The sequence below is a fragment of the Psychrobacter pasteurii genome (assembly GCF_900162815.1).
In the GTDB taxonomy this organism is placed as follows: Bacteria; Pseudomonadota; Gammaproteobacteria; order Pseudomonadales; family Moraxellaceae; genus Psychrobacter; species Psychrobacter pasteurii.
In genome coordinates this window covers 1-20,977 of the sequence record NZ_FUGD01000128.1, presented here as the reverse complement: position 1 = coordinate 20,977, position 20,977 = coordinate 1, and the positions used below count along the sequence as shown (strand labels likewise).

Below are 20,977 nucleotides of genomic sequence, written 5' to 3'. Positions count from 1 at the left end.
TAGCTAGCTTAGCCATTAAGCTGTTGCCATAGAGCAAGTCCCTGCATGGTCAATCCCACATTGTGAGTGCGCACGATACTCGCGCCTTGCTGAAAAGCCAATAAAGCAGCCGCCATACCCACCCCATCTCTATCAGTGGCTTGATGCTCACTAAAGGCAAGCAGTTCAGTACGGTTAAGCACCTCCCCCAAGAAGCGCTTACGAGAGATACCAAATAAAATAGGCAGTTGTAATTGATGTAGCTCAGTGAGCTGATTTAATAAAACCTTATGATGCTCATAGTCTTTAGCAAAGCCAAACCCAGGGTCGATAATAATATGGCTACGTTTGACACCCGCTTGCTCAGCACAGTCAATACGCTGCTTGAGCTCAGCAATCACTTCCTGCAAGACGTCTTGATACTGGGCTTTGGCATTCATGGTAGTCGGCTCACCACGCATGTGCATTAATACCACGGGGATACCTAACTTTGCCGCCATCTCCGGGGCACCTTCTCGGCTCAATGCTCGAACATCATTCCAGATATCTGCCCCCGCTTGTACCGCTTGCTCTATTACCTTTGGTGAGCTGGTATCGATAGACAACCACACCTCGTCACCAAACTTTTGGCGAATCGCTTCTACCACAGGCACCACACGCGCGCACTCTTCCTCTTCTGTCACTGGGCTGGCATTAGGACGGGTAGATTCACCCCCAATATCAATAATGGTCGCCCCTTCGTTTAACATCTGCTCGCAGTGGGTTAAAGCTGTATTTACGGTATTAAACTTTCCACCATCTGAGAATGAGTCAGGTGTCACATTTAAAATGCCCATAACATGCGGCTGAGACAAGTCTAATTGTTTAGGTTGCGCTTTAGATTGTGCTGTTATCGTTTGGGTCTCAATAATCGTATCGGGAAAAGGATGTAGTTGCATAATAGTAATTATTCTTTTGTTTTTCAGGTTTCAAGTTAAATTATAGGCCAGTTGGCAGTCTTTTTATTATGACTGCTCTTGCCTTGATAGCCGACCTATTTTAGCAGATATGCAGGGTAATAGTGGTGCAATACTAGCCCCTGCTTTGTTAGATAAACACAAAAAAGGCACCTTCAATGGAAGATGCCTTTTTTATTAAGTCTGGTTGTCACCCTTACATGGCTGGTAAAGGAGGAGGTGTAGGCCCTGAAGGTGAATCTGAAGAATCTGTCTCTTCTTTTTTAGGGGTCACATCCTTTTCTTGTTGATAATCACGAGGTTCACGAGGATCGTTACCAGCTAAGATATCTTGTAGTTGATCACGATCAATCGTTTCCCACTTCATCAAGGCTTCAACCATCGCATGCATTTTGTCTTTATTTGCTTCGATGATTTCGCGGGCAATATCATATTGCTCTTCTAGGATACGACGAATTTCTTCATCCACTTTTTGCTGTGTGGCTTCAGAGATAGTACGAGTCATACCACCAAAATAACCTTGAGAACTATCATCTTCTTCATACACCATGATGCCTAGCGCATCTGACATACCATACTTGGTTACCATTGCTCTTGCCATTTTAGTGGCTCGCTCAAAGTCGTTAGAGGCCCCTGTGGTCTTTTGATTCACAAACACTTCTTCTGCAATACGGCCGCCAAATAAGATGGCAATGTCGTTTAGCATTTTAGACTTATCTAAGCTAGTTTGGTCAAATTCTGGCAGCTGCCAAGTGACCCCTAGCGCCCAACCACGTGGCATAATAGTTACTTTATGCACAGGGTCAGTGCCTGGAAGCATCTCTGCTACTAAAGCATGGCCCGCTTCATGATAAGCCGTTGCACGACGCTCCTCTTCACGCAGCACCATAGACTTACGCTCAGGGCCCATAAATAGTTTGTCTTTGGCGTCTTCGAAGTCATTCATATCGACACTGGTTTTATTACGGCGCGCCGCAAATAAAGCTGCCTCGTTAACCAAGTTGGCAATCTGAGCACCACTAAAGCCAGGCGTGCCACGAGCCAGTGCATTCACATCAACACCAACCGTTGAAGGCAGTTTGCGTAAATGCACTTTTAAAATCTCTTCACGACCTTTGATGTCTGGCAAGCCTACGTGCACTTGACGGTCAAAACGACCTGGGCGTAATAACGCTTTATCCAGTACATCAGCACGGTTGGTTGCGGCAATCACAATAATACCGTCGTTGCCTTCAAAACCATCCATCTCAACAAGTAATTGGTTAAGGGTCTGTTCACGCTCGTCATTACCGCCGCCCATACCGGTACCACGGCTGCGACCTACCGCATCAATCTCATCAATAAAGATAATACAAGGCGCATTCTTCTTAGCTTGTTCGAACATATCACGGACACGAGAAGCACCCACACCGACGAACATCTCTACGAAATCAGAACCTGAGATTGAGAAGAAAGGTACTTTCGCCTCACCGGCAATGGCTTTAGCAAGCAAAGTTTTACCAGTACCTGGAGGACCTACCATCAAAATACCGCGAGGAATAGTAGCACCAAGCTTGGTAAATTTGTCGGGATCTTTTAGGAAATCAACAACTTCAACCACTTCTTCTTTGGCTTCTTCAGCGCCTGCGACATCACTAAAGTTAACTTTAATCTGATCTTCGCCCAACATCTTCGCTTTAGATTTACCAAAGCTCATAGGTCCGCCGGCTTTACCACCTGCGCCCCCTTGCATGTTACGCATGAAGAATAAGAAGATACCGATAATAAGCAGAACAGGGAAGCTTGCAATTAATAACTGCAGCATAATGCTTTGGCGCTCAGGGGCTGCGCCCTGCACCTCAACGTTATGCTTACGTAATGTAGGCATTAATTCATCGTCAGCCACGGCAGGTACAACGGTCTCGAATTCCGAGCCGTTAACTTTTTCGCCGGTGATTTGTTCACCATCGATCTTGACGCTTTTAATCTGGTCTTCAGTGACTTGAGTTACAAACTCAGAGTAATTGAGCGTATCAGGCTCATTACTGCTATCAAAGTTGCTAAATACCAGCACTAATACGCCGATAACAACTAGCCACAATAAGGTATTTTTTACCATGTCGCTCACAAGCTATACCATCCCTTACTTGTTGATGTATTCAAAATTCTGCCTAATCTTGCATTATAGCATGAGACAAAAAAACAATTATGGCTCGTCACCGTGTTAATACACGTATTGATGATTCTGTCATTAATTTTTTATAATATTTCCAGCTGAGCTTAGCGCCCTTAAAAATACAATTTTAACGAACCATTGCTGATACTTATCTTTATTAGGCCAGTGTACTTATTTATCAAGGATAAAGCAGATAATAATATCCAAATTATAGATTAACTTATTTAACCCACCTTCAATACTGCCTTATCAGCACTATTCAATTAGGTTTAAGTGTCTACCTTGGATTACTATATCTGCTTGATACCTTACTTTACTTGGTGGCTACCCAAAATACCTCTTTTGAGCGAGGACGAGAGGCGGCAGGCTTAATAGTACGTACCTTAGAGAACTGAGACTGTAACTGCTGGCGTAACTGCTGCTCCCCTTCGCCTTGGAACACCTTCATTACCAGAGATCCGCCTTTAGGAAGTACTCTAAGAGCGAAGTCTACGGCCAACTCACACAGATAGATCATACGTGGCTGATCTACGGCGGTGTGACCAGAAGTATTAGGCGCCATATCTGACAACACCACATCTACCTGTCTATCACCCACTTCACTCATCAGCTGATCAAATACTTCTTCTTCTCTAAAATCACCTTGAATGAAAGTAACGTTTTCCAACGCATCCATAGGCAAGATATCAGAAGCAATCAATATGCCACTGTCCCCTACCAGTCTACCAGCGACTTGAGACCAACTGCCTGGTGCACTACCCAAATCAACGACCGTCATCCCTTTTTTAATTAGGTTGGTCTTCTCGTTAATTTCTAATAACTTGTAGGCAGCACGAGCACGATAGCCCTCTTTTTGAGCCAACTGCACATAATGGTCATCAAGGTGCTCTTTCATCCAAGCTTTACTGCTTTTAGATAATGTCTTATTAGTAATCCGGGTTGCCAAAATATCCTCACTGTATATATAGAGACGGGGTAACTATTAATTAAAACCAATCAATTAAAACCAATTCTAACATTATTTAAACTATTAAGCTTAGGGCCTAACAAAGGTTTGTTATCCACCTAAATACCTCAGACTCAGACCTAAGAGCAATCTAAATGTAAATAACCCAATAAAATTTAGCCAGCATTACAAACTCATCATGCAATAGACCATAACTTTCTTTATAATGCCCCTGTGACTCTGATTCGCTTTACAAATTCTATGACTATATAGAGATTAAGCGAAAGATTCCGCTTAGGTAGCGTCTTATCGACCCTATCTAATATTTTTCTTTCCAAGGCTGGTTAAGTTAGGCCTAATAATTAATACTGAGATAATATGAGTAATGCAAAAAACAAACGTCCTGCATTGGACAATACTGAATTACGCCGCCTAAAAGGCATTGGTCATGAACTAAAGCCTGTCGTTACTATCGGCAACAAAGGCTTGAGCGATTCAGTAGTAGAAGAGTTAGATCGCGCTTTAAACGATCATGAGCTGATTAAGATTAAAACACCACCAGGCACTAAAGAAGAACGCGAAGTATTTAGTAGTGATTTGGCTGAAAAAACAGGTGCCCAGCTTATTCATAGTATTGGTCGCATGGCTCTATTATTACGCCGCAACCCAAATGCTAACCCTAAGCTATCTAACTTAAGTCGTTATAGCGATTAATCATTCTTGCTAGAGACTTTAAAAATAGATATTTAAAAACCAACTATTTAAAATAAAGGCCGCTATATAGCGGCCTTTATTGTTTTTATCCAATATTTTTTTATCTAAGCTTGCTTAATTTAAGAATCAAAAAAAATCTCATTTATCTAATACGTTTAGATATAAATGAGATTTTTCTGTACTACTAGCGACTAAGCCTGTAACTAACAGCTAGACTATTAATCGTTCATCGCTAAGTAAGTACCTTGGTTCGTCGCATCTAAGTAACGACCATCACGCCATACGCTATAACCGTTATGGGTGCTGTATGGGCTGAACTTGTTTTGTCTAAAGTCTGATACCCATTGTGAACCATCATAAATTTGAATGTGGCCATGTGGGTTTCTAGAAGAGCGGTTAAATACGGCAACATCACCAACTTGTGGCTGATAGTTATCATTGCTAAGCTTAACAAAGCCTGCTTGTGCTAACGTACCACGGGTTGCGTATTGATAAGCTGAAGGATTAGGCGTGAACTCATAACCTGCAGATTGTAACGCTTGACGAACATAGCGTGCACATAGGCCAATGGTTCTAGAGTGTGCAGCACGAGCGGCACGAGCAGCAGCCAAAGCAGGAGGCGCTGAGCTGGTCAAACGACCAGAAGAGAAGTTAGGGTTGTTTGCAGATGTAGCAAACGAGGTTGAAGTACTGTATTTACTTTCTAACTGCTTAGCCAGTTGGGCTAATTCGTCATTCTTCTGTTGTGCTTGACTGTTTAAGTATTCGATATTCTGAACACGTTCAGTGGTATTAGAAGTAATGTTAGAGAAATTGTTTACTACTTTATATGTTCTTACCGGTGTGCTTGGCGTAATAGAAGCATTACTAACTGAAGCTAATGAAGAGCTTGCAGCTGACTCAAAGGTTTGTTGAACCGATGCATTTACTTGTGTGGCACTTAGCCCCATTAACGACAAAATAATAAGTGACTTTTTCATAACGCTCCCAGAATTAACCTTTTCTATGTACTATTCAACCTACCTGTCAAATAGCCTCTTAATCTTCATTTAACAAACAAACGACCTATCGAAACAGCCTATATTTAGACTTAGCAACCGTTTATGCTATCTATATACTCAGTGATAACTTCATCTATAAATTAAGCTTGAGGCCTGCAATGCAAAACCCATTAAAACCTAATCATCTAGCAAAGCGTATTGATCATCAAAAGTCTGCAGCGTCTTCCTTGCCAAAGTCTTTAAGTGAGAAATGCTCTGAGCTGAATCAACTAACCCAAGAGATGAAAGCTTTATTAGGAAGAGGACTACCAGAAGAGATTCTAAAATCACTGTGGGTAGTCAAGTATGAAGAAGGTTTGTTAGTGCTTTCTGTGCAGTCTCAAACTGCGGCAAACCATCTTCGATACCAATCAAACAACCTAATTAATATACTAAAAGAACAATCTCTTACATTCAGCGTACTAAAAAATATAGATGTAATCGTTACTTACCCTGCTTCGATTGACCACTTAAATGAAAATCAGGATTACTCAAATTTGCATTCAAATCAATCGAACTTAGCTCTTAGTAAGGGTGGAAGCCATGATAAACGTGGCCTCACCGAAACAACGAAAAGAACTATAACACACACATTAGAGCATGTCATTAAAGATGAGCGCCTAAAAGCCTCTCTAAAACGTCTGATTAAACCTGACTAGAAACTTTCTATAATGTTTTATTATGTAACTAATCGTGGTGTTATTGGTTGTGAACGTTTGTTTTTTAAAACCCAGTCATAAGTAAAATGTGAATTCATACCTTATTAGTGCACTATTTTTATGCCCTGCACAGCTTATAAGTATTGAAAATGTTTGGATTGTGCAAGCAATGATAAAATTTTGATAAAAAAAAGCGAAACCTAAGTTTCGCTTTTTTCTATATTTCCACAATGTTGCTTTAAACTAGAAAATAACTTAAAAAATCGAAGAAATATTTTCAATTTACCCTTGATTTTTATAATTTATAGTCAATTGCAAAATCACTTGTGTCATAAATTGTTACAATTTCAAAGTTTTCAGGGTCACTATACACCGCTCTAACCAGTTTATTGTTTAAATCATGCCCTGATTTATAGGCTGAGAACTTACCAATTAGTGGATATTTTGCCAAATATAGGTCGCCAATGGCATCTAAAATCTTATGGCGTACGAACTCTTCCTTATGACGCAGCCCTTCTTTATTAACTATACCTTCATCATCAAGCACAATAGCATTATCTAAACTACCGCCTAAAGCTAAGTTGTTTTTTTGGAGATATTCAATATCGCGCATAAAACCAAAAGTTCTAGCATTACCCACATTCTCAATATAATTGCTAGAAGAGAACTCAAATTGGTAATGCTGAGTATCTTGAGGAATACCAGGATGATCAAATTCGATTTGGAAATCTAAACAAAAACCGTCATAAGGCTCTAATTGTGCAGACTTATCCCCCTCTTCTACCCTCACTGTCTTTAAGATCTTTAAAAATTTCTTGGGAGCTGACTGCTCTTCAATCCCTGCTTGTAATACCAGTTCTACATAATTTGCTGCACTCCCATCCATGATAGGAATCTCAGCATCGGAAACTTTGACTAGCAAGTTATCTATACCCAGGCCCGCTAAGGCACTTAATAAATGCTCGACAGTGCCAATCTTAACTCCGTCCACCACTAAGTTTGAGGACATGACGGTATCAGTAACTAAAAATGCATCTGCAGCAATTAAAGGGGCATTGTCTATATCGGTACGTAGAAAATGTATGCCTGTATTGATATCTGCAGGCTCCAATATAAGCGTGACATCCTGTCCACTGTGCAAGCCCACACCGACTACTTCAATAGGTTGCTTTAAAGTCCGTTGTTTCATAAAGTTGATACTCTTATTACTTAACTGTTAGTTACTGTGCTCGGCACGGATAACTTCAATAAGGGAATTTTAACACAGTAGCTCGTTAAGATAGCTTATAAGGCTTAATATTTACCTTAGTCCTCAACAATTACACACAAAAAAAGCCAAGCTTAAGCTTGGCTTTTTACTATTACAGACTTTTTTAGCGTTTAAAGCGATTAACGATTCTGTTGACGCTTTAAGTAGTCTTGAATGCTGTTCGTCTTAGTCGCTGCAGGCTGTGCAGTCGTAGTGGTAGTTGCTGGACCTGCTGGCTGACTTTGAGGCTGTGGCTGCGACTTTTGCTGTGCGTTGAAAGCACTGGTATGCGTTGAACGATCCACAGTGTGAGCACTGGTCGCTGAAGGCATTGGCTCATTCGCTGGGCTCTGATCTAAGGTTAAGCCGGTAGCAATGACGGTTACGTGTAAGTCTTCGCCTAGCTTCTCATCAATCACAGTACCAATAAAGATGTTGGCTTCTTCAATATCTGTAATGTCGTTTACTACTTCAGTAATTTCGTTTAGCTCAGCTAGCGTTACTGATTCAGACGACACTACGTTTACGATTAGTCCTTTGGCGTTTTCTAATACCAAATCGTCTAATAGAGGTGAGCGAATGGCTTTTTCAGTAGCTTGACGCGCACGGTCTTCACCACTAGCACGACCAATACCCATCATCGCATGACCTTTAGCTGTCATAGCAGTGCGGATATCGTTGAAGTCAATGTTGATCACACCTTCGCTTGAGATGGTCTGAGCAATACCTTGTACCGCATGCATCAATACGTCATCTGCTTTTTTGAAAGCTTCTTGCATTGAGATGTTGCCGTATACTTTTAACAGCTTATCGTTTGGAATGGTAATGATAGAGTCTACGAAGTTTGATAAAGCATCGATACCTGCTTTAGCAGCCTTAATTCGCTTACCGCCTTCAAATTTGAAAGGAGTGGTAACAACACCCACAGTTAAGATTTCCATTTCTTTAGCAATACGAGCTACCACAGGCGCTGCACCTGTACCCGTACCACCACCCATACCGGCAGTGATAAATACCATGTCTGAGTCTTTAAGCAGCTCACGGATAGCGTCTTCATCTTGTTCTGCAGCTTCACGACCCACTTCAGGGTTTGCTCCAGCACCAAGACCACGGTTAGTTTGTGCACCAAGTTGTAGCTTATTATCAGCAGTTAGTCTATCTAAAGCTTGTTTATCGGTATTGGCACAAACAAAGGTCACGCCTTTAACGCCTTGCTGAACCATGTGTTCAACAGCGTTACCACCGCCACCACCTACACCGAAAACTGTGAAACGCGCCTGACCATTGTTTAAATCGTGGCCATTGCTAGCCATTGTGTACTTAGACATTATCACTCCTTGAGGCCATCTATTTAGTCAGTTTACTTATTCATAAGTGAGAACTAAATAATGACTGTGAAATATGAAAAATTAAAATATAGAGAAATTATATTATGCTTTTGAAAAAATTACTCAAATTGTGTTTGAAGGTGCTAAATTTATTAGGCTTATTGATCTCTAATGCTTCTGGTGAACTCTTTTCACTGTGCTTAAACTGTTCGCTTTGACTATATAACAAGGCACCATAAGCGGTTTGTAAGGCACGCTGACTTACCCTCAAATTCAACTCTTTAACCTTATCATCATCACCAAAGTGAGTGTAAGCTGTAATGGCATCATGCGGATTGCTCATTACCACAGGCATCTCTAGCAAGCGCTTTGAAAAACGTACCATTCCACGAACCTGACTGCCACCGCCTGTTAGAATAACACCACGCTGTAAGTAGTCCATCAAGCCTTCATCAGCTAGCTTCTGGAAAATAATCCGGTAAATTTCAATATAGCGAGCTTCAATAATTTGAGCCAACTGTAACATGCTGATAGTTGCTTCATCAGCCATACCTACTCTTGGGAATGTTTCAAACCTAGTAGGATCTACATCACGAGTATCTACTGTCCCTCTCTGGATTTTCAGCTTTTCAGCCTCCATCATCGTGAGATTCAAGTCAGCAGATATATCCATAGTTACCTTATTGCCACCTTCTGGAATACAGTGAGTAAATATGAGTTTGTTTTCACGATAAACACAAACACTGGTGCTGCTTGCGCCAATATCAATTAAACAAACCCCTTGCTCACGTTCTTCGGGCATTAGGCTATATTCGGCACTTGATACGGCATCGAACAACATATGATCAATACTGATATCACAGGCCTGAATCAACTTTTGGATATTTTGTCTACTAGACACTGGCATCATCATTAAGTGATACATGACAGTGACTTTATTGGCATACATGCCAATGGCATCATCTACCATCTGCTCTTTATTATCTAAAAAGATACCTTGCTGACAGTGATGCATAAGATAATGAGTATTGGGTAAGACACTGGCCTTGGCCAAACTCAAAGCTTTCACAATATGTTGGGTTTCTACCACACCTTGCTCTATATCCACTGCTCCAAAGCCATTACTGCTTAGCAACTCAGGGGTTGATAAGGTTAGCCACACACTGTGAATACGACAGTTTGCCATTTCTTCAGCTTGAATAATGGCTTGACGAATAGAGCTTTTTAAGCGATCAAAATGCTTAATCTGACCTTGCTGAAAATCTTCAGTAGGAATCTCGCCAACACCCTTAATACGTATATCTGTTTCAGAAACAACATTGCCCACCACGACATATACTGCAGTGGCGCTTAAATGAATGACGGCGAGAAGATTTTCAGATTTACTCATAAAGTTTAAAACATATATGTGCGTACTGTGCGGGTCTACTAGTATAAAACTATACTAATAAGCCCTAAATAAAACAGTAAGGTTAAATTAGGGTTTTTCTAAATATCGCTATAAGCCTATCCAACATACTAGCTAAATACCAGGAGCTTTAAAAAAACAAATCTTACCTGTTTATGACCTATCTTAGCTAATAATTTTCAAGTTCAAATTACTAAATAAAACCGCTTCAAATCAACTTTGAGGCGGCTTTAAATTAAAGTGGTATCTCACTTTCTTCAGCACTTGCTTCCTGCGCTGCTGTTCCCGTTACTTTTTCTTCTACTATATTTTCTTTACTGGGGGGCTGCGATTTTGCCTCATCATTTGTTGAAGAGCTGGGGGTCGTCTCTTCTACATTCGCTTTCCAATCAATAACAAAGCCATTTTTATAACGTAAATCTGCAGAGGCGATATTATCTTTTTTATCTGCCAACTGGTTTTGCAATAATTGGCTTAAGTTCATTAGCTTTTGGGAAGTATGCTCATTATCTACAATAATACGCATCCCGTTATCAAATTTGATGGCCCAAGTCATACGAGGCGTCAGCACCAAATCCTCTACTTGCATCTCTAGCGGAGCAAACCACTGATTGACCTGTTGCATTTGCTGCATAATCAAAGTGGACTGATCAGCATCCCCTTGCAACATTATCAGTCCAGGCTGAAGCAATTCAGATTCAGTGACAGGTTTATAAACCTTCCCTTGTGAATCAATTAAATGCTCACTGCCAAATCGTGCTATCGCTTCTCGTGGTAAGGCTGTGATAACAATGCCTTCTCCCCACTTACGCTCAATATCAACTTGGCTGATCCAGTCCTGCTCCATCACTTGATCTTTCAGCTCAGGCAATACAGCTGTAAAGAAGCTACCTGCTTCTTTTTTGCCCATTACCTTATCTAAGGTTTCGTACTGAGCAGCATCCAGATTTTTAGTGTTCACAACCACTTTTGCAGGCTGCGAGTTATAAATTCTATTTGATACCACGAAAAAAATAGCAACAAATAAAACTACCGTAATAGTAATCCACATTTTAGCGGATAGAAATTTACTTGGGTTCAGCGCAGTTTTATTCACAGAAGCAGCCGTAGTATCCATTTTGTCTAATAACTCATAATTGTAACGTATTTGCTCAAGCAGCGATAGCGGCTATGTTTAGTGAGCATGTATCAATTTATGACAGAACAAGCGATATGAGAAATAAAAGAGTTACTCATGTCGCTGTTATGACTAAAACGATTGCTCATAAACCGTATTAAGGACAGTTTGAAGACAAGTAGCTTTGAATATGAACTGCTTACTTGTCTTCTCTATCCTATTGCAAACTATAAAGTTTGAGCCAGAATGTGCCAGCAAAGTTGCTCAAAGTCCATACCGCGTGCTTTAGCCGCCATAGGTACTAAGCTGTGGCTGGTCATGCCAGGTACGGTGTTGATTTCTAATAACCAGAAGTTACCCTCTTCATCCTGCATGGCATCGACTCGTCCCCACCCTTTAGCATTCACGGCTCTAAAGGCGGCTAAGCTTAACTCTTGTAAATGAGTCTCTTCTTCTTCGGTTAAGCCACATGGGATGTGGTACATCGTATCATTGCGATTGTACTTAGCTTCATAATCATAGAAGTTAGAAACATCTGCAGGTTGCAAACGAATCACCGGGTAGGCTTCATCATCAATAATGACGATAGTGAATTCACGGCCTGTGATCCACTTTTCAGCCATAACCACATCTCCACACCCTGAAGCTAATTCAAAAGCTTTTGGCAGCTCATCTAGAGTATTCACTTTACTCATACCAATACTTGAGCCTTCATGCACAGGCTTCACCATTAATGGTAAACCTAAGGCACTGACTACTTGCTGCCAATCGGTGTCTTGATTTAGAACCGCAAAAGGAGCGGTTGATAGACCACAACCCTGCCACAACTGTTTCGTACGAACCTTGTCCATACCAATAGCAGAAGCTAAGACACCTGAGCCTGTTTGTGGAATCTGTAACCAGTCAAGTAGCCCTTGTAGCTGACCATCTTCTCCCCCACGACCATGCAAAACGTTAAAGACACGATCATAGTTTTTTAGCTCAGTAACGTCCTGATCTTTTGGATCAAAATGCGTGGCATCAACGCCCTGCGACTGTAAAGCTTTTAATACCGCACTACCACTGTCTAAGGAAACAGCACGCTCGTTACTGTTACCACCATAGACAACAGCAACCTTACCAAAAACACTAGGGTCGTTAGTGGCTGCATTGGCTTGAGTAGAATCATTATTTGAATTTGAGTTGGCAACAGATTGAGTCATAGTTATAGGCATCTTAAACAGTTAGAGTTGTGGCAAATAATAATCAGTGTGGACAGATACACAGAGCGCATGCAGTCCACTTTTAAATAGTATAGGTAAAATTAGCTTTAAAGCCTAATAATAATAGTTACAAATTAAATATAAAGGTCGTTGGCAGCCAACTCTTGGCAAAGCTGACCCACATTACCCGCCCCTTGAGTAATTAACATATCGCCTGCCTTTAAGACTCGCTGCATGGCTGGTGCCAACTCGTCTTTATCAACGATCATTGGCTCGACCTCACCACGTAAGCGAATACTGCGTGCTAGTGACTTAGTATCAGCGCCGACAATAGGTGTCTCACCTGCACTATAAACGTCTAATAGCATGAGCTCATCTACTTGCGATAATACAGCCACAAAATCATCATAACAGTCGCGAGTACGGCTATAACGGTGTGGTTGGAACAACATAACTAAGCGGCGCTCTGGATAACTTTCACGTGCAGCTTTAATAGTGGCGGCAACCTCAACTGGGTGATGGCCATAATCATCAATTAATAGCACATCGCCATCGTCTTTTTTAACACAAGCTTGCTGCTCAAAACGGCGACCTACGCCAGCAAATTTAGCCAATGCACGTTTAATAGCTTCGTTATCAACGCCTTCATCTGTTGCCATCGTAATTGCAGCTAGGGCATTCAATACGTTGTGCTGACCTGGAATATTTAGCGTCAGTTGTAGCGGTTCATGGTCTTTACGTAATACAGTAAAGTGGGTCTTAGTCCCTTCCACGCGTACATCTGTGGCTTGAACATTATTGTGTGGTTCAAATCCAAAAGTCAATACAGGTCGACCGATATCATCGATCATAGCGTAAAGCTCTTTGTCATCACCGCAGACCACAGCTAAACCATAAAATGGCATGTTTTGTAAAAACTGGATATAGGCAGCTTTTAGCTTATCAAAGCTATTGCCATAAGTTTCCATGTGATCTTGGTCAATATTAGTGACAATCGCTGCCATTGGGTGTAGCGTTAAAAACGAAGCATCCGACTCATCCGCTTCTGCAATTAAATAACGGCTCTCGCCTAACGAAGCATTCTTACCAGAAGCATTAAGTTTTCCGCCAATAACATAAGTAGGGTCTAGACCTGCTTCTGTCATCATCATGGTTAGCAGACTGGTGGTTGTGGTTTTACCATGGGCACCAGCAACGGCAATACCATGACGATAACGCATCAACTCACCCAGCATGTCTGCACGACGTACCACAGGAAGCTGAGCCTTCAGGGCAGCTTGAATCTCAGGGTTTTCGCGATCAATCGCTGAAGACACCACGATGACATCTGCGTTTGCGATATTTTTGGAATCATGACCGATAAAGACGTGAATGCCTAAACTTTGCAGTCTTTTCGTGACCGCACTTTCTTTGATATCTGAGCCACTGACCTCATAGCCTTGGTTTTTCATTACCTCGGCGATTCCACACATCCCTGCCCCGCCAATGCCGATAAAGTGAATACACTTAATACGACGCATTTCAGGAATCTCAATTAATCTTTTGCGCAGATGTGTTTTTGACATATAGATCTCTTTTTTCTAATAGATAAAACGAATTTTGGGCTGTGGCCATCCACAGGCTCATTTAATTTTTTTCAGCCAGTCTACAAAAGACAAGCTTATTTGGTAATTTGATTCCAGATAAAGTCAGCTGTCATGACCGTAGACCCAGGGTTGGCTAAGGCCTTACCTTTTTCAGCCATTTTTTTACACTTTTCTCGATCCAAATCTAACAAAGTCTGAGCTAAATAATCTGGCGTTAATTTACTTTGTGGTATCAGATAAGCCGCATCTTCAATGGCCAAAGACCGTGCGTTAGCCGTTTGATGGTCATCTACCGCATGAGGTAGCGGCACAAAAATAGCCGCTAAGCCCACATTTTGTACTTCAGTAACGGTCAAAGCCCCTGCTCGGCACACAATCACATCGGCCCAAGCATAGGCATCGGCCATATTATCGATAAAAGGCTTAACCGTAACATTATGCACGGTTCTGTCTACTGGGCCATAATTGTTTTGAGTGCTTGCTAAGTTATTGCGACCACACTGATGATAGACGGCAATTGGCTTATCTATCTGTGCTAAAGCTGCCGGTACCGTTTTGTTTAAAGCTTCTGCTCCTAGCGAGCCGCCGACTACTAAAAGTTTTAGCGGACTATCATCACTTAAGTCATAACGCTCTTCGGGTCCAGGTATTTTGCAGATAGCATCACGTACTGGGTTGCCCACAGTTTCAAGCTTAGGGTTCTCTGGACTTTCACTATCCCCGAAAGTATTAGGAAATGCTTGCAACACTTTGGTAGCCAATTTAGCTAAGTAGCGATTACTCATTCCCGCAATGGCATTTTGCTCATGAATAATTAGCGGAGTTCCAGTTGCCTTCGCCGCCAAGCCACCTGGCGCACTAACATAGCCCCCGAAGCCCACGACAGCATCTATATTATTTCTTTTGATAATTCGGATACTGGCTAACATGGCTTGAGATAGGGTAAAAGGCATTTTTAAAATTCTACCAATCCCTTTTCCACGCAGGCCTTGCATATCGATGGTGTGAAACGTATAGCCTACTGGGCGAACCAAGTCATTTTCCATACCCTGAGGAGTGCCAAGCCAGTGTACCTTAGCACCTCGCTTGGTAAGCTCTTCTGCTACTGCCAATGCTGGAAATACATGTCCGCCTGTACCTGCCGCCATCATCAATATATTTGGAGCGATATTTGCCGCCTTAGCAGGCACGCTATTTTCAGGCGTATTGTTTACAGCAGAGGTCTCAGACACAGCAAAATCTCCTAGATTTTTTAGATAAAATAGGTCTATACGAAAACTGAAAAAATCATAGCATAAATAATGAGCTTAGGCGATGACGCGCTTTTCACAAAGCACTTTATTTTACACCAATCCCTCAGGCTTTTATTCAAGCTTTTGCTCAAACTTTTAATAAAGCTTTTAATAAAGCTCTTAATAAAAAATAGCGGTTATTTTACTGAGAACAGCCTCTAGCAAAATCGCATAAAAACAAAAAACCAAGCCACGAATGAATCGCAGCTTGGCTAAAATCTTGGGTCAAAACTTGGGGGTATCAAATTTAGAGATTTGCTCAGTTATGACGGTAAAAAAACACATGTTACGATACTCTATCACTATCTAGCTAACAGAAATTTTTACTGAACAAATCAAATAACGCATACCCATTACTAAGCTTTTAACGCTAAGCAAACCTATCCTAACGGCGTTTTAATGTACGAGTTTTGCCTATGAAGGAAATGCCTTTATAGCCTCGTAATTTTAAGGTATTACCATTTAACTCAGCTTTACCTGAGAAGGTCATGCCTGTTTCAGGCTCAATACCTTTACCACCCGCATATTTATTAGGGTTTTTTGGATCTGCTTTAAGATCCCAAAGTACCGTCGCTCCGGTTAGAGGTTTGTTCTTAAACTTACCTTTACAGGTATCACAAACAGACTTATTGGCTGCACGAGGATCCAGTACTTCTACAATTTTTGCAGAAAGCTTGCCGTTGCTTTCACTAAACTGAATCACCGCATCAGGCTTACCATTGTCATTATAAGTAGTCCATTTGGTGTTGTTTAGTTGGTCAGCAGCACCGGCACTAAAACCAAATGCTAAACCAGCAGTTAGTAAAAGAGATTTTGCAAAAGTGTTCATAATACTTCCTTGTATCAAACTAATTGAAAAGCTAATGGCGCTACTATTAACAATCACTCTAGACAAAGGCTAAGCCTGTCGCTCACAGCTCATAATAGTAGCAATCATAGAGAACTGTAACAAAAAATCAATGTGTATGTCGCTAAAAATTTAACTTAATTGTTACATAAACTTAATCTTATATTGCTACATTATTTCTACTTAGGCTTTTCGCAAAAATACTTAAGACTGTAACCTTATGATTTTACTTTGTTTTCAATAGCGATAATTAAGTCGGTAGCGATATCCGTACCACATTGATCATTAATTTCACGAATACAAGTTGGACTGGTCACATTAATTTCAGTGATTTTGCCGCCGATAACATCTAGACCGACAAACATCAGCCCTTTTTCTTTAACGATAGGGGCTACTTGTTTTGCCACTGCCATTTCTTGTTCTGTTACTTTCATAGCAACGCCTTCGCCACCAGCGGCCAAGTTACCTCGAGTCTCCCCTTTGGTTGGGATACGAGCCAAGCTAAAGGGAACAATCTCACCATCAACAATCAAAATACGCTTGTCGCCCTCTTTAATCTCAGGCAAATAACGCTGAGCCATGATTGGCAGTGTCTCAAGCTCCGTTAGCATTTCAAGTGTGGCACCAATGTTTGGGCTATCGGCTGTTAGTCTAAAGATACCGGTACCGCCCATACCATCTAAAGGCTTAACGATGACATCTTGTTGTTCAGCGATAAACTTACGAATATGAGATTGTTTGCTGGTCACAATGGTTGGACTCATTAAGTCACTAAACCAAGTGGCAAATAGTTTTTCATTACAGTCACGAATGGCCTGCGGATCATTAACCACCAACACGCCAGCATTTTTTGCATGATCAAGCATATACGTGCTATATAAAAAGCGCATATTAAATGGCGGATCCTTGCGCATTAAAATCACATCATAGTCAGTAATGGGCTGCGTAACCTTCTCTTCAAGGCTATAAAAATCTTGTGGATCACGACGAACGGTTACTTTTTGAGCATCTACTTTAAGCTCACCTCTATCCAACCACATATCATGAATTTGGCAGTAGCCTAAATCATGGCCACGATCACTGGCAGACCACATCATTGCCAGACTTGAATCCTTTTTATAGTTAACAGTTTCAATAGGATCCATGACCACTAAAATATTCAGTGGCTTATTGTTTGATTGTTGACTCATGATAAGTTACTCCGATTAGACTGCCTATGACAGATAAATAATTATAGTTATATTATGGCTAGCTATAATAAAGCTGCCAACCTAAGATTGACAGCTTGGGTATAAAAAATTGACAAAAAATGATATTAGCGATACAAAACCAAGGTTTTGCTAATCCACTTTTGTTAATCGGCTATTGGCTTAAACGCCGTATTGCTCACGGTAATGACGCATTTTAGCCAACTGATTAGGCTCACCATGTTTGGCCACATAATCAATGATATCGTCTATATCTACCAAGGCTTGAACGGGAACTTCCAAGCTTTGCGCCAATTCTTGAATGGCAGATTGCTCATTTTGGCCACGCTCTTTACGGTCTAATGCCACAATGATACCAGCGACAGTTGCGCCCGCTGCACTAAGAATTTCTACCACTTCTCGCATTGCTGTACCGGCAGTAATTACGTCATCTAAGACCCACACTGCTTTGCCACTGACATCGGCTCCGACTAGATTTCCGCCCTCACCGTGATCCTTGGCTTCTTTACGGTTATAACCCCAACGTGCATTGATACCATGGTTATTCCACAGAGCCTGAGCGGTCGCTGCCACAAAAGGAATGCCTTTATAAGCGGCGCCAAATATAACTAATTCATCACTCTCAGACTGCTTTACTTGCTCTGCTAAAGCTTGAGCATAGCCATTGGCCAATAGTGAAAGTGTCTCGCCTGTTGCCAATAGACCCGCATTAAAAAAGTAGGGGCTAATACGACCTGATTTAAGGACATACTCACCAAACTTCAAAACATCGTTTGATAAAGCCAGTTGAATGAAGTCACTGCTACTAAATGTGCTAGTTGAAGGAGGAACTGCCATGAATAATCCTATGAAACCAATGAAAATTTATATTAACTTTTAGCTTAATAAGCTCTTATTAAACCAAAGTCCTGACCACAAAATCAGTTGAATAAAGGCCGGTATTATAGCCCTTATGCTGTGTTAATGCAGGTGTTGATAAAGCTATTTATGACCAACCATTAATATAATAACTACTCAGGTTGGGGTATCGGATAAATAAGGAGGATTGAGAGGAGACAGTGATATAAATTGCCTGTCCTAAATTGCCGCTAGTCTCTCCTTTATTATTCACAGTAGAAGCTGATGAATGCTTGCTAGCATGAACAACATTGAGACCTAAATAACTGGCCGCTACCACAACGTGCCCCTCAAACAATCTAATTTGTCGGTACTGTTTTTCAAACTGTGGATGCTCATTACATTGGCTTAAAACGTAACTACGCATGTGCTGACATATCTGCTTTGCGGTTAAACTGCGATTGATACTTTGACGCGTCTGACACTGCTTTAAGATATGTACCGCTGTACTACAAGCCCATATATCAGTGGTTAAACTGTCCACTTCATTATCAAAACGCTCAGGATATAAGATTGTCTCCCAACTGGGGGCAAACAAGTCATTTATCATCTCTGGCATAACTTGAGATAAGTGGCTAGCACTACCATCACTGGCCATTTCAGGCTTAGTATCCACTAGCTTTTGAGTCTCACTGCTACTCTTAAAGCCATAACGAGTCAAAGTTGGATATTTAGCACAAACTTGGTAGATATCAGAAATATCTAATAAAGACATCTCTGTCAAAGGAGATAAAAGCTTCGCCTCACAGTTGGGCTTAGGCTCAAAAAACTGAGTCGGCAAATTAATTAGCCCACCCAGCTGCAGCAAATCTAAATGTGAAGCAAGCTCAGGTGAGGCAATTAGCTGCCACATAGAGGCTTCATCGAGATTTTTTTGTTTAGGAGAAGTATTGTACAGCGACAATAACTTACCCAATTTTTGTTGATAGCGAGGGGCAGGCTCGGGGATATCAGTCAAAGGGCGATCGGGATTTACAGTGGCCATAGATGAATGAAAATTAGGATGTCTCATTCCGGAATACTCAATTTGATTTTGTAAGAAAGACTGAGCAATCAAGTCTTCGTTATCAGTATTGTTTAAACTATCCGTTCGCAAGTTACCCTCATTATTATATATATTCCCCACCTATAATACGTGCTTTTTAGGCAATGGTATATTGGGAATTAAAGCCACTAGAATTTATCAAAATAAACGGCTATCTTACCGCCCTCTATTTAGATTGTAAAATATGACTATAGCCACTTTGCCAATCAGGAAACTGTAGCCAGTCACGGGGTATATTGCTATGCAGACGCTTACCAGTGGGTTGAGTCTCCGTAGTACTACCAGGCTTAATACTAGGCGCAGTACTATTTAATTGTGTAGCCAACCAAGTAGTTAACTCAAAAGAGGTTACTGGAGCATAATCGGTGGCCAGATATATAGGCTTTAGCTCTTCAGACTTAGATAAAGTCAAAATCCGAGTAATAATAGTTACTAAGTCGATGTCCATAATTCTATTGGTCCAGGCATAGCGAGGCATCGGCTGTTTTTCAGCTTCTTTTGCTTTACGCACCCGCATTAGGCGCTGCTTGCCATAAATACCACTGGGACGAATAATTATGGCACGATTACCGTAAGCTTGCTGCAGTACCTGCTCAGCTCGCAGGATATATTGGGAGGCTTCACGCTTGGGTAGCTGTGGCTCAACCGTTTCATCTATCCACTCTCCATTGTCTTGTCCATACACTCCGGTTGAAGATATGAACACCACCCTTGTTAGTTGCGGCAATTGGCTTTGCAGTTCAGCAATGTGCTGTGCAATGCCTAAATAAGTATTTTTATAGTTATCTGCCTCATAAGTGTCGGGGGTAACTATTATTGCGATATGAGTAAAATCTTTAATCTGATCTGCAGTTAACTTTAGCGCATCGGCTTGAATATAGTGAGCCCGTTGATGTAAATCATAGGCGTGCTTCTCTCCTCTGGCCAAGCCAGTGACCTTAACTTGTTGCTCAGCCAATCTATTGGTTACTGCTAAGCCTATGTCGCCTTGACCAATAATTAATAAGTTGGGCTCTTTGAGGTTATCGGAGCTTACCGTTGAAAAATGACTCACTATCGACTCCTTTTTTAATATTATAGGGCTTTAATTCTATTTCAGGGTAGCATAATTAGATTGGGTCATTTTTGTAACTAATACCTCAGTTTTTGCGACTTTGGCTACAAAAACATTGTTACAGGTATCTAAACAGTTGTTGATCATCTTTAAATCATACACTATAATTGATGCTATCAAAGATAGTCTATATCTTGGTGGTGGTTCAAAAAGTAGGCTAACATTAGACATACCCATGATTGATGTAAAAGAAAGCTAAATCAAAGGCTTTAAAGTGATTTTCCAGTTTTTTAGA

At 41.1% G+C, this 20,977-nt stretch carries 18 protein-coding genes; 2 read left to right on the top strand and 16 right to left on the bottom strand.

The window, feature by feature from the left end; translation table 11 throughout:
- Window positions 1-8: 8 nt before the first annotated feature.
- The 3 genes from folP to rlmE all read right to left on the bottom strand — a co-directional run bounded on the left by folP (window position 9) and on the right by rlmE (window position 4,036).
- A complete protein-coding gene (folP, locus tag A1232T_RS11445; protein WP_077449533.1) occupies window positions 9-917 on the bottom strand; it encodes a dihydropteroate synthase in 909 nt (302 codons plus the stop codon).
- A 214-nt stretch (window positions 918-1,131) separates the two neighbouring features.
- A complete protein-coding gene (ftsH, locus tag A1232T_RS11440) occupies window positions 1,132-3,033 on the bottom strand; it encodes an ATP-dependent zinc metalloprotease FtsH (RefSeq protein WP_077449532.1) in 1,902 nt (633 codons plus the stop codon).
- Window positions 3,034-3,403: 370 nt separating this feature from the next.
- Window positions 3,404-4,036: a 23S rRNA (uridine(2552)-2'-O)-methyltransferase RlmE gene (rlmE, locus tag A1232T_RS11435; RefSeq protein WP_077449531.1), complete on the bottom strand. Its 633-nt coding sequence runs from the start codon at window positions 4,034-4,036 to the stop codon at window positions 3,404-3,406.
- A 378-nt stretch (window positions 4,037-4,414) separates the two neighbouring features.
- Between rlmE and A1232T_RS11430 the strand changes: the two genes are divergently transcribed.
- A complete protein-coding gene (locus A1232T_RS11430; protein ID WP_077449530.1) occupies window positions 4,415-4,750 on the top strand; it encodes a YhbY family RNA-binding protein in 336 nt (111 codons plus the stop codon).
- A 218-nt stretch (window positions 4,751-4,968) separates the two neighbouring features.
- Here A1232T_RS11430 and A1232T_RS11425 read toward each other — a convergent pair whose 3' ends face one another.
- Window positions 4,969-5,730 carry a CHAP domain-containing protein gene (locus A1232T_RS11425; RefSeq protein WP_077449529.1) on the bottom strand — a complete coding sequence of 254 codons (762 nt, stop codon included), beginning with the start codon at window positions 5,728-5,730 and terminating at the stop codon, window positions 4,969-4,971.
- A gap of 179 nt (window positions 5,731-5,909) precedes the next feature.
- Between A1232T_RS11425 and A1232T_RS11420 the strand changes: the two genes are divergently transcribed.
- Window positions 5,910-6,449, top strand: a complete 540-nt coding sequence (locus tag A1232T_RS11420; protein WP_077449528.1) for a hypothetical protein — start codon at window positions 5,910-5,912, stop codon at window positions 6,447-6,449.
- A gap of 295 nt (window positions 6,450-6,744) precedes the next feature.
- Here A1232T_RS11420 and lpxC read toward each other — a convergent pair whose 3' ends face one another.
- The 12 genes from lpxC to A1232T_RS11360 all read right to left on the bottom strand — a co-directional run bounded on the left by lpxC (window position 6,745) and on the right by A1232T_RS11360 (window position 20,682).
- A complete protein-coding gene (gene lpxC, locus A1232T_RS11415; RefSeq protein ID WP_077449527.1) occupies window positions 6,745-7,638 on the bottom strand; it encodes a UDP-3-O-acyl-N-acetylglucosamine deacetylase in 894 nt (297 codons plus the stop codon).
- 200 nt (window positions 7,639-7,838) lie between these two features.
- On the bottom strand, window positions 7,839-9,026 hold the full coding sequence (ftsZ, locus tag A1232T_RS11410) for a cell division protein FtsZ (protein ID WP_077449526.1): 1,188 nt from the start codon (window positions 9,024-9,026) through the stop codon (window positions 7,839-7,841).
- A 97-nt stretch (window positions 9,027-9,123) separates the two neighbouring features.
- On the bottom strand, window positions 9,124-10,416 hold the full coding sequence (gene ftsA / locus A1232T_RS11405; RefSeq protein ID WP_077449525.1) for a cell division protein FtsA: 1,293 nt from the start codon (window positions 10,414-10,416) through the stop codon (window positions 9,124-9,126).
- Window positions 10,417-10,669: 253 nt separating this feature from the next.
- Window positions 10,670-11,551 carry a cell division protein FtsQ/DivIB gene (locus A1232T_RS11400; protein ID WP_244152460.1) on the bottom strand — a complete coding sequence of 294 codons (882 nt, stop codon included), beginning with the start codon at window positions 11,549-11,551 and terminating at the stop codon, window positions 10,670-10,672.
- 227 nt (window positions 11,552-11,778) lie between these two features.
- Complete coding sequence (locus tag A1232T_RS11395; RefSeq protein WP_077449523.1) at window positions 11,779-12,765, bottom strand: D-alanine--D-alanine ligase; 987 nt, start codon at window positions 12,763-12,765, stop codon at window positions 11,779-11,781.
- 122 nt (window positions 12,766-12,887) lie between these two features.
- The gene (gene murC, locus A1232T_RS11390; RefSeq protein WP_077449522.1) at window positions 12,888-14,318 is read right to left on the bottom strand and encodes a UDP-N-acetylmuramate--L-alanine ligase; all 1,431 of its coding nucleotides are present in this window, start codon (window positions 14,316-14,318) and stop codon (window positions 12,888-12,890) included.
- Window positions 14,319-14,413: 95 nt separating this feature from the next.
- Complete coding sequence (gene murG, locus A1232T_RS11385; protein WP_077449548.1) at window positions 14,414-15,490, bottom strand: undecaprenyldiphospho-muramoylpentapeptide beta-N-acetylglucosaminyltransferase; 1,077 nt, start codon at window positions 15,488-15,490, stop codon at window positions 14,414-14,416.
- A gap of 526 nt (window positions 15,491-16,016) precedes the next feature.
- Entirely contained in the window at window positions 16,017-16,460 is a 444-nt protein-coding gene (locus A1232T_RS11380) for a DUF2147 domain-containing protein (protein ID WP_077449521.1), read from the bottom strand.
- A 236-nt stretch (window positions 16,461-16,696) separates the two neighbouring features.
- The gene (gene gshB, locus A1232T_RS11375; RefSeq protein WP_077449520.1) at window positions 16,697-17,668 is read right to left on the bottom strand and encodes a glutathione synthase; all 972 of its coding nucleotides are present in this window, start codon (window positions 17,666-17,668) and stop codon (window positions 16,697-16,699) included.
- 180 nt (window positions 17,669-17,848) lie between these two features.
- On the bottom strand, window positions 17,849-18,523 hold the full coding sequence (gene pyrE / locus A1232T_RS11370; RefSeq protein WP_077449519.1) for an orotate phosphoribosyltransferase: 675 nt from the start codon (window positions 18,521-18,523) through the stop codon (window positions 17,849-17,851).
- A 148-nt stretch (window positions 18,524-18,671) separates the two neighbouring features.
- Window positions 18,672-19,679 carry a hypothetical protein gene (locus A1232T_RS11365; RefSeq protein WP_077449518.1) on the bottom strand — a complete coding sequence of 336 codons (1,008 nt, stop codon included), beginning with the start codon at window positions 19,677-19,679 and terminating at the stop codon, window positions 18,672-18,674.
- A gap of 115 nt (window positions 19,680-19,794) precedes the next feature.
- A complete protein-coding gene (locus tag A1232T_RS11360) occupies window positions 19,795-20,682 on the bottom strand; it encodes an SDR family oxidoreductase (protein WP_077449517.1) in 888 nt (295 codons plus the stop codon).
- Window positions 20,683-20,977 lie beyond the last annotated feature (295 nt).

Bases quoted from the DNA above. Each gene is read 5' to 3' on its own strand.
- murC (WP_077449522.1), bottom strand. From the start codon at position 14,318: ATGTCAAAAACACATCTGCGCAAAAGATTAATTGAGATTCCTGAAATG.
- folP (WP_077449533.1), bottom strand. From the start codon at position 917: ATGCAACTACATCCTTTTCCCGATACGATTATTGAGACCCAAACGATA.
- A1232T_RS11395 (WP_077449523.1), bottom strand. From the start codon at position 12,765: ATGCCTATAACTATGACTCAATCTGTTGCCAACTCAAATTCAAATAAT.
- A1232T_RS11400 (WP_244152460.1), bottom strand. From the start codon at position 11,551: ATGGATACTACGGCTGCTTCTGTGAATAAAACTGCGCTGAACCCAAGT.
- A1232T_RS11380 (WP_077449521.1), bottom strand. From the start codon at position 16,460: ATGAACACTTTTGCAAAATCTCTTTTACTAACTGCTGGTTTAGCATTT.
- murG (WP_077449548.1), bottom strand. From the start codon at position 15,490: ATGATGGCGGCAGGTACAGGCGGACATGTATTTCCAGCATTGGCAGTA.
- lpxC (WP_077449527.1), bottom strand. From the start codon at position 7,638: ATGAAACAACGGACTTTAAAGCAACCTATTGAAGTAGTCGGTGTGGGC.
- A1232T_RS11430 (WP_077449530.1), top strand. From the start codon at position 4,415: ATGAGTAATGCAAAAAACAAACGTCCTGCATTGGACAATACTGAATTA.
- A1232T_RS11425 (WP_077449529.1), bottom strand. From the start codon at position 5,730: ATGAAAAAGTCACTTATTATTTTGTCGTTAATGGGGCTAAGTGCCACA.
- A1232T_RS11420 (WP_077449528.1), top strand. From the start codon at position 5,910: ATGCAAAACCCATTAAAACCTAATCATCTAGCAAAGCGTATTGATCAT.
- ftsZ (WP_077449526.1), bottom strand. From the start codon at position 9,026: ATGTCTAAGTACACAATGGCTAGCAATGGCCACGATTTAAACAATGGT.
- ftsA (WP_077449525.1), bottom strand. From the start codon at position 10,416: ATGAGTAAATCTGAAAATCTTCTCGCCGTCATTCATTTAAGCGCCACT.
- pyrE (WP_077449519.1), bottom strand. From the start codon at position 18,523: ATGGCAGTTCCTCCTTCAACTAGCACATTTAGTAGCAGTGACTTCATT.
- gshB (WP_077449520.1), bottom strand. From the start codon at position 17,668: ATGAGTCAACAATCAAACAATAAGCCACTGAATATTTTAGTGGTCATG.
- ftsH (WP_077449532.1), bottom strand. From the start codon at position 3,033: ATGGTAAAAAATACCTTATTGTGGCTAGTTGTTATCGGCGTATTAGTG.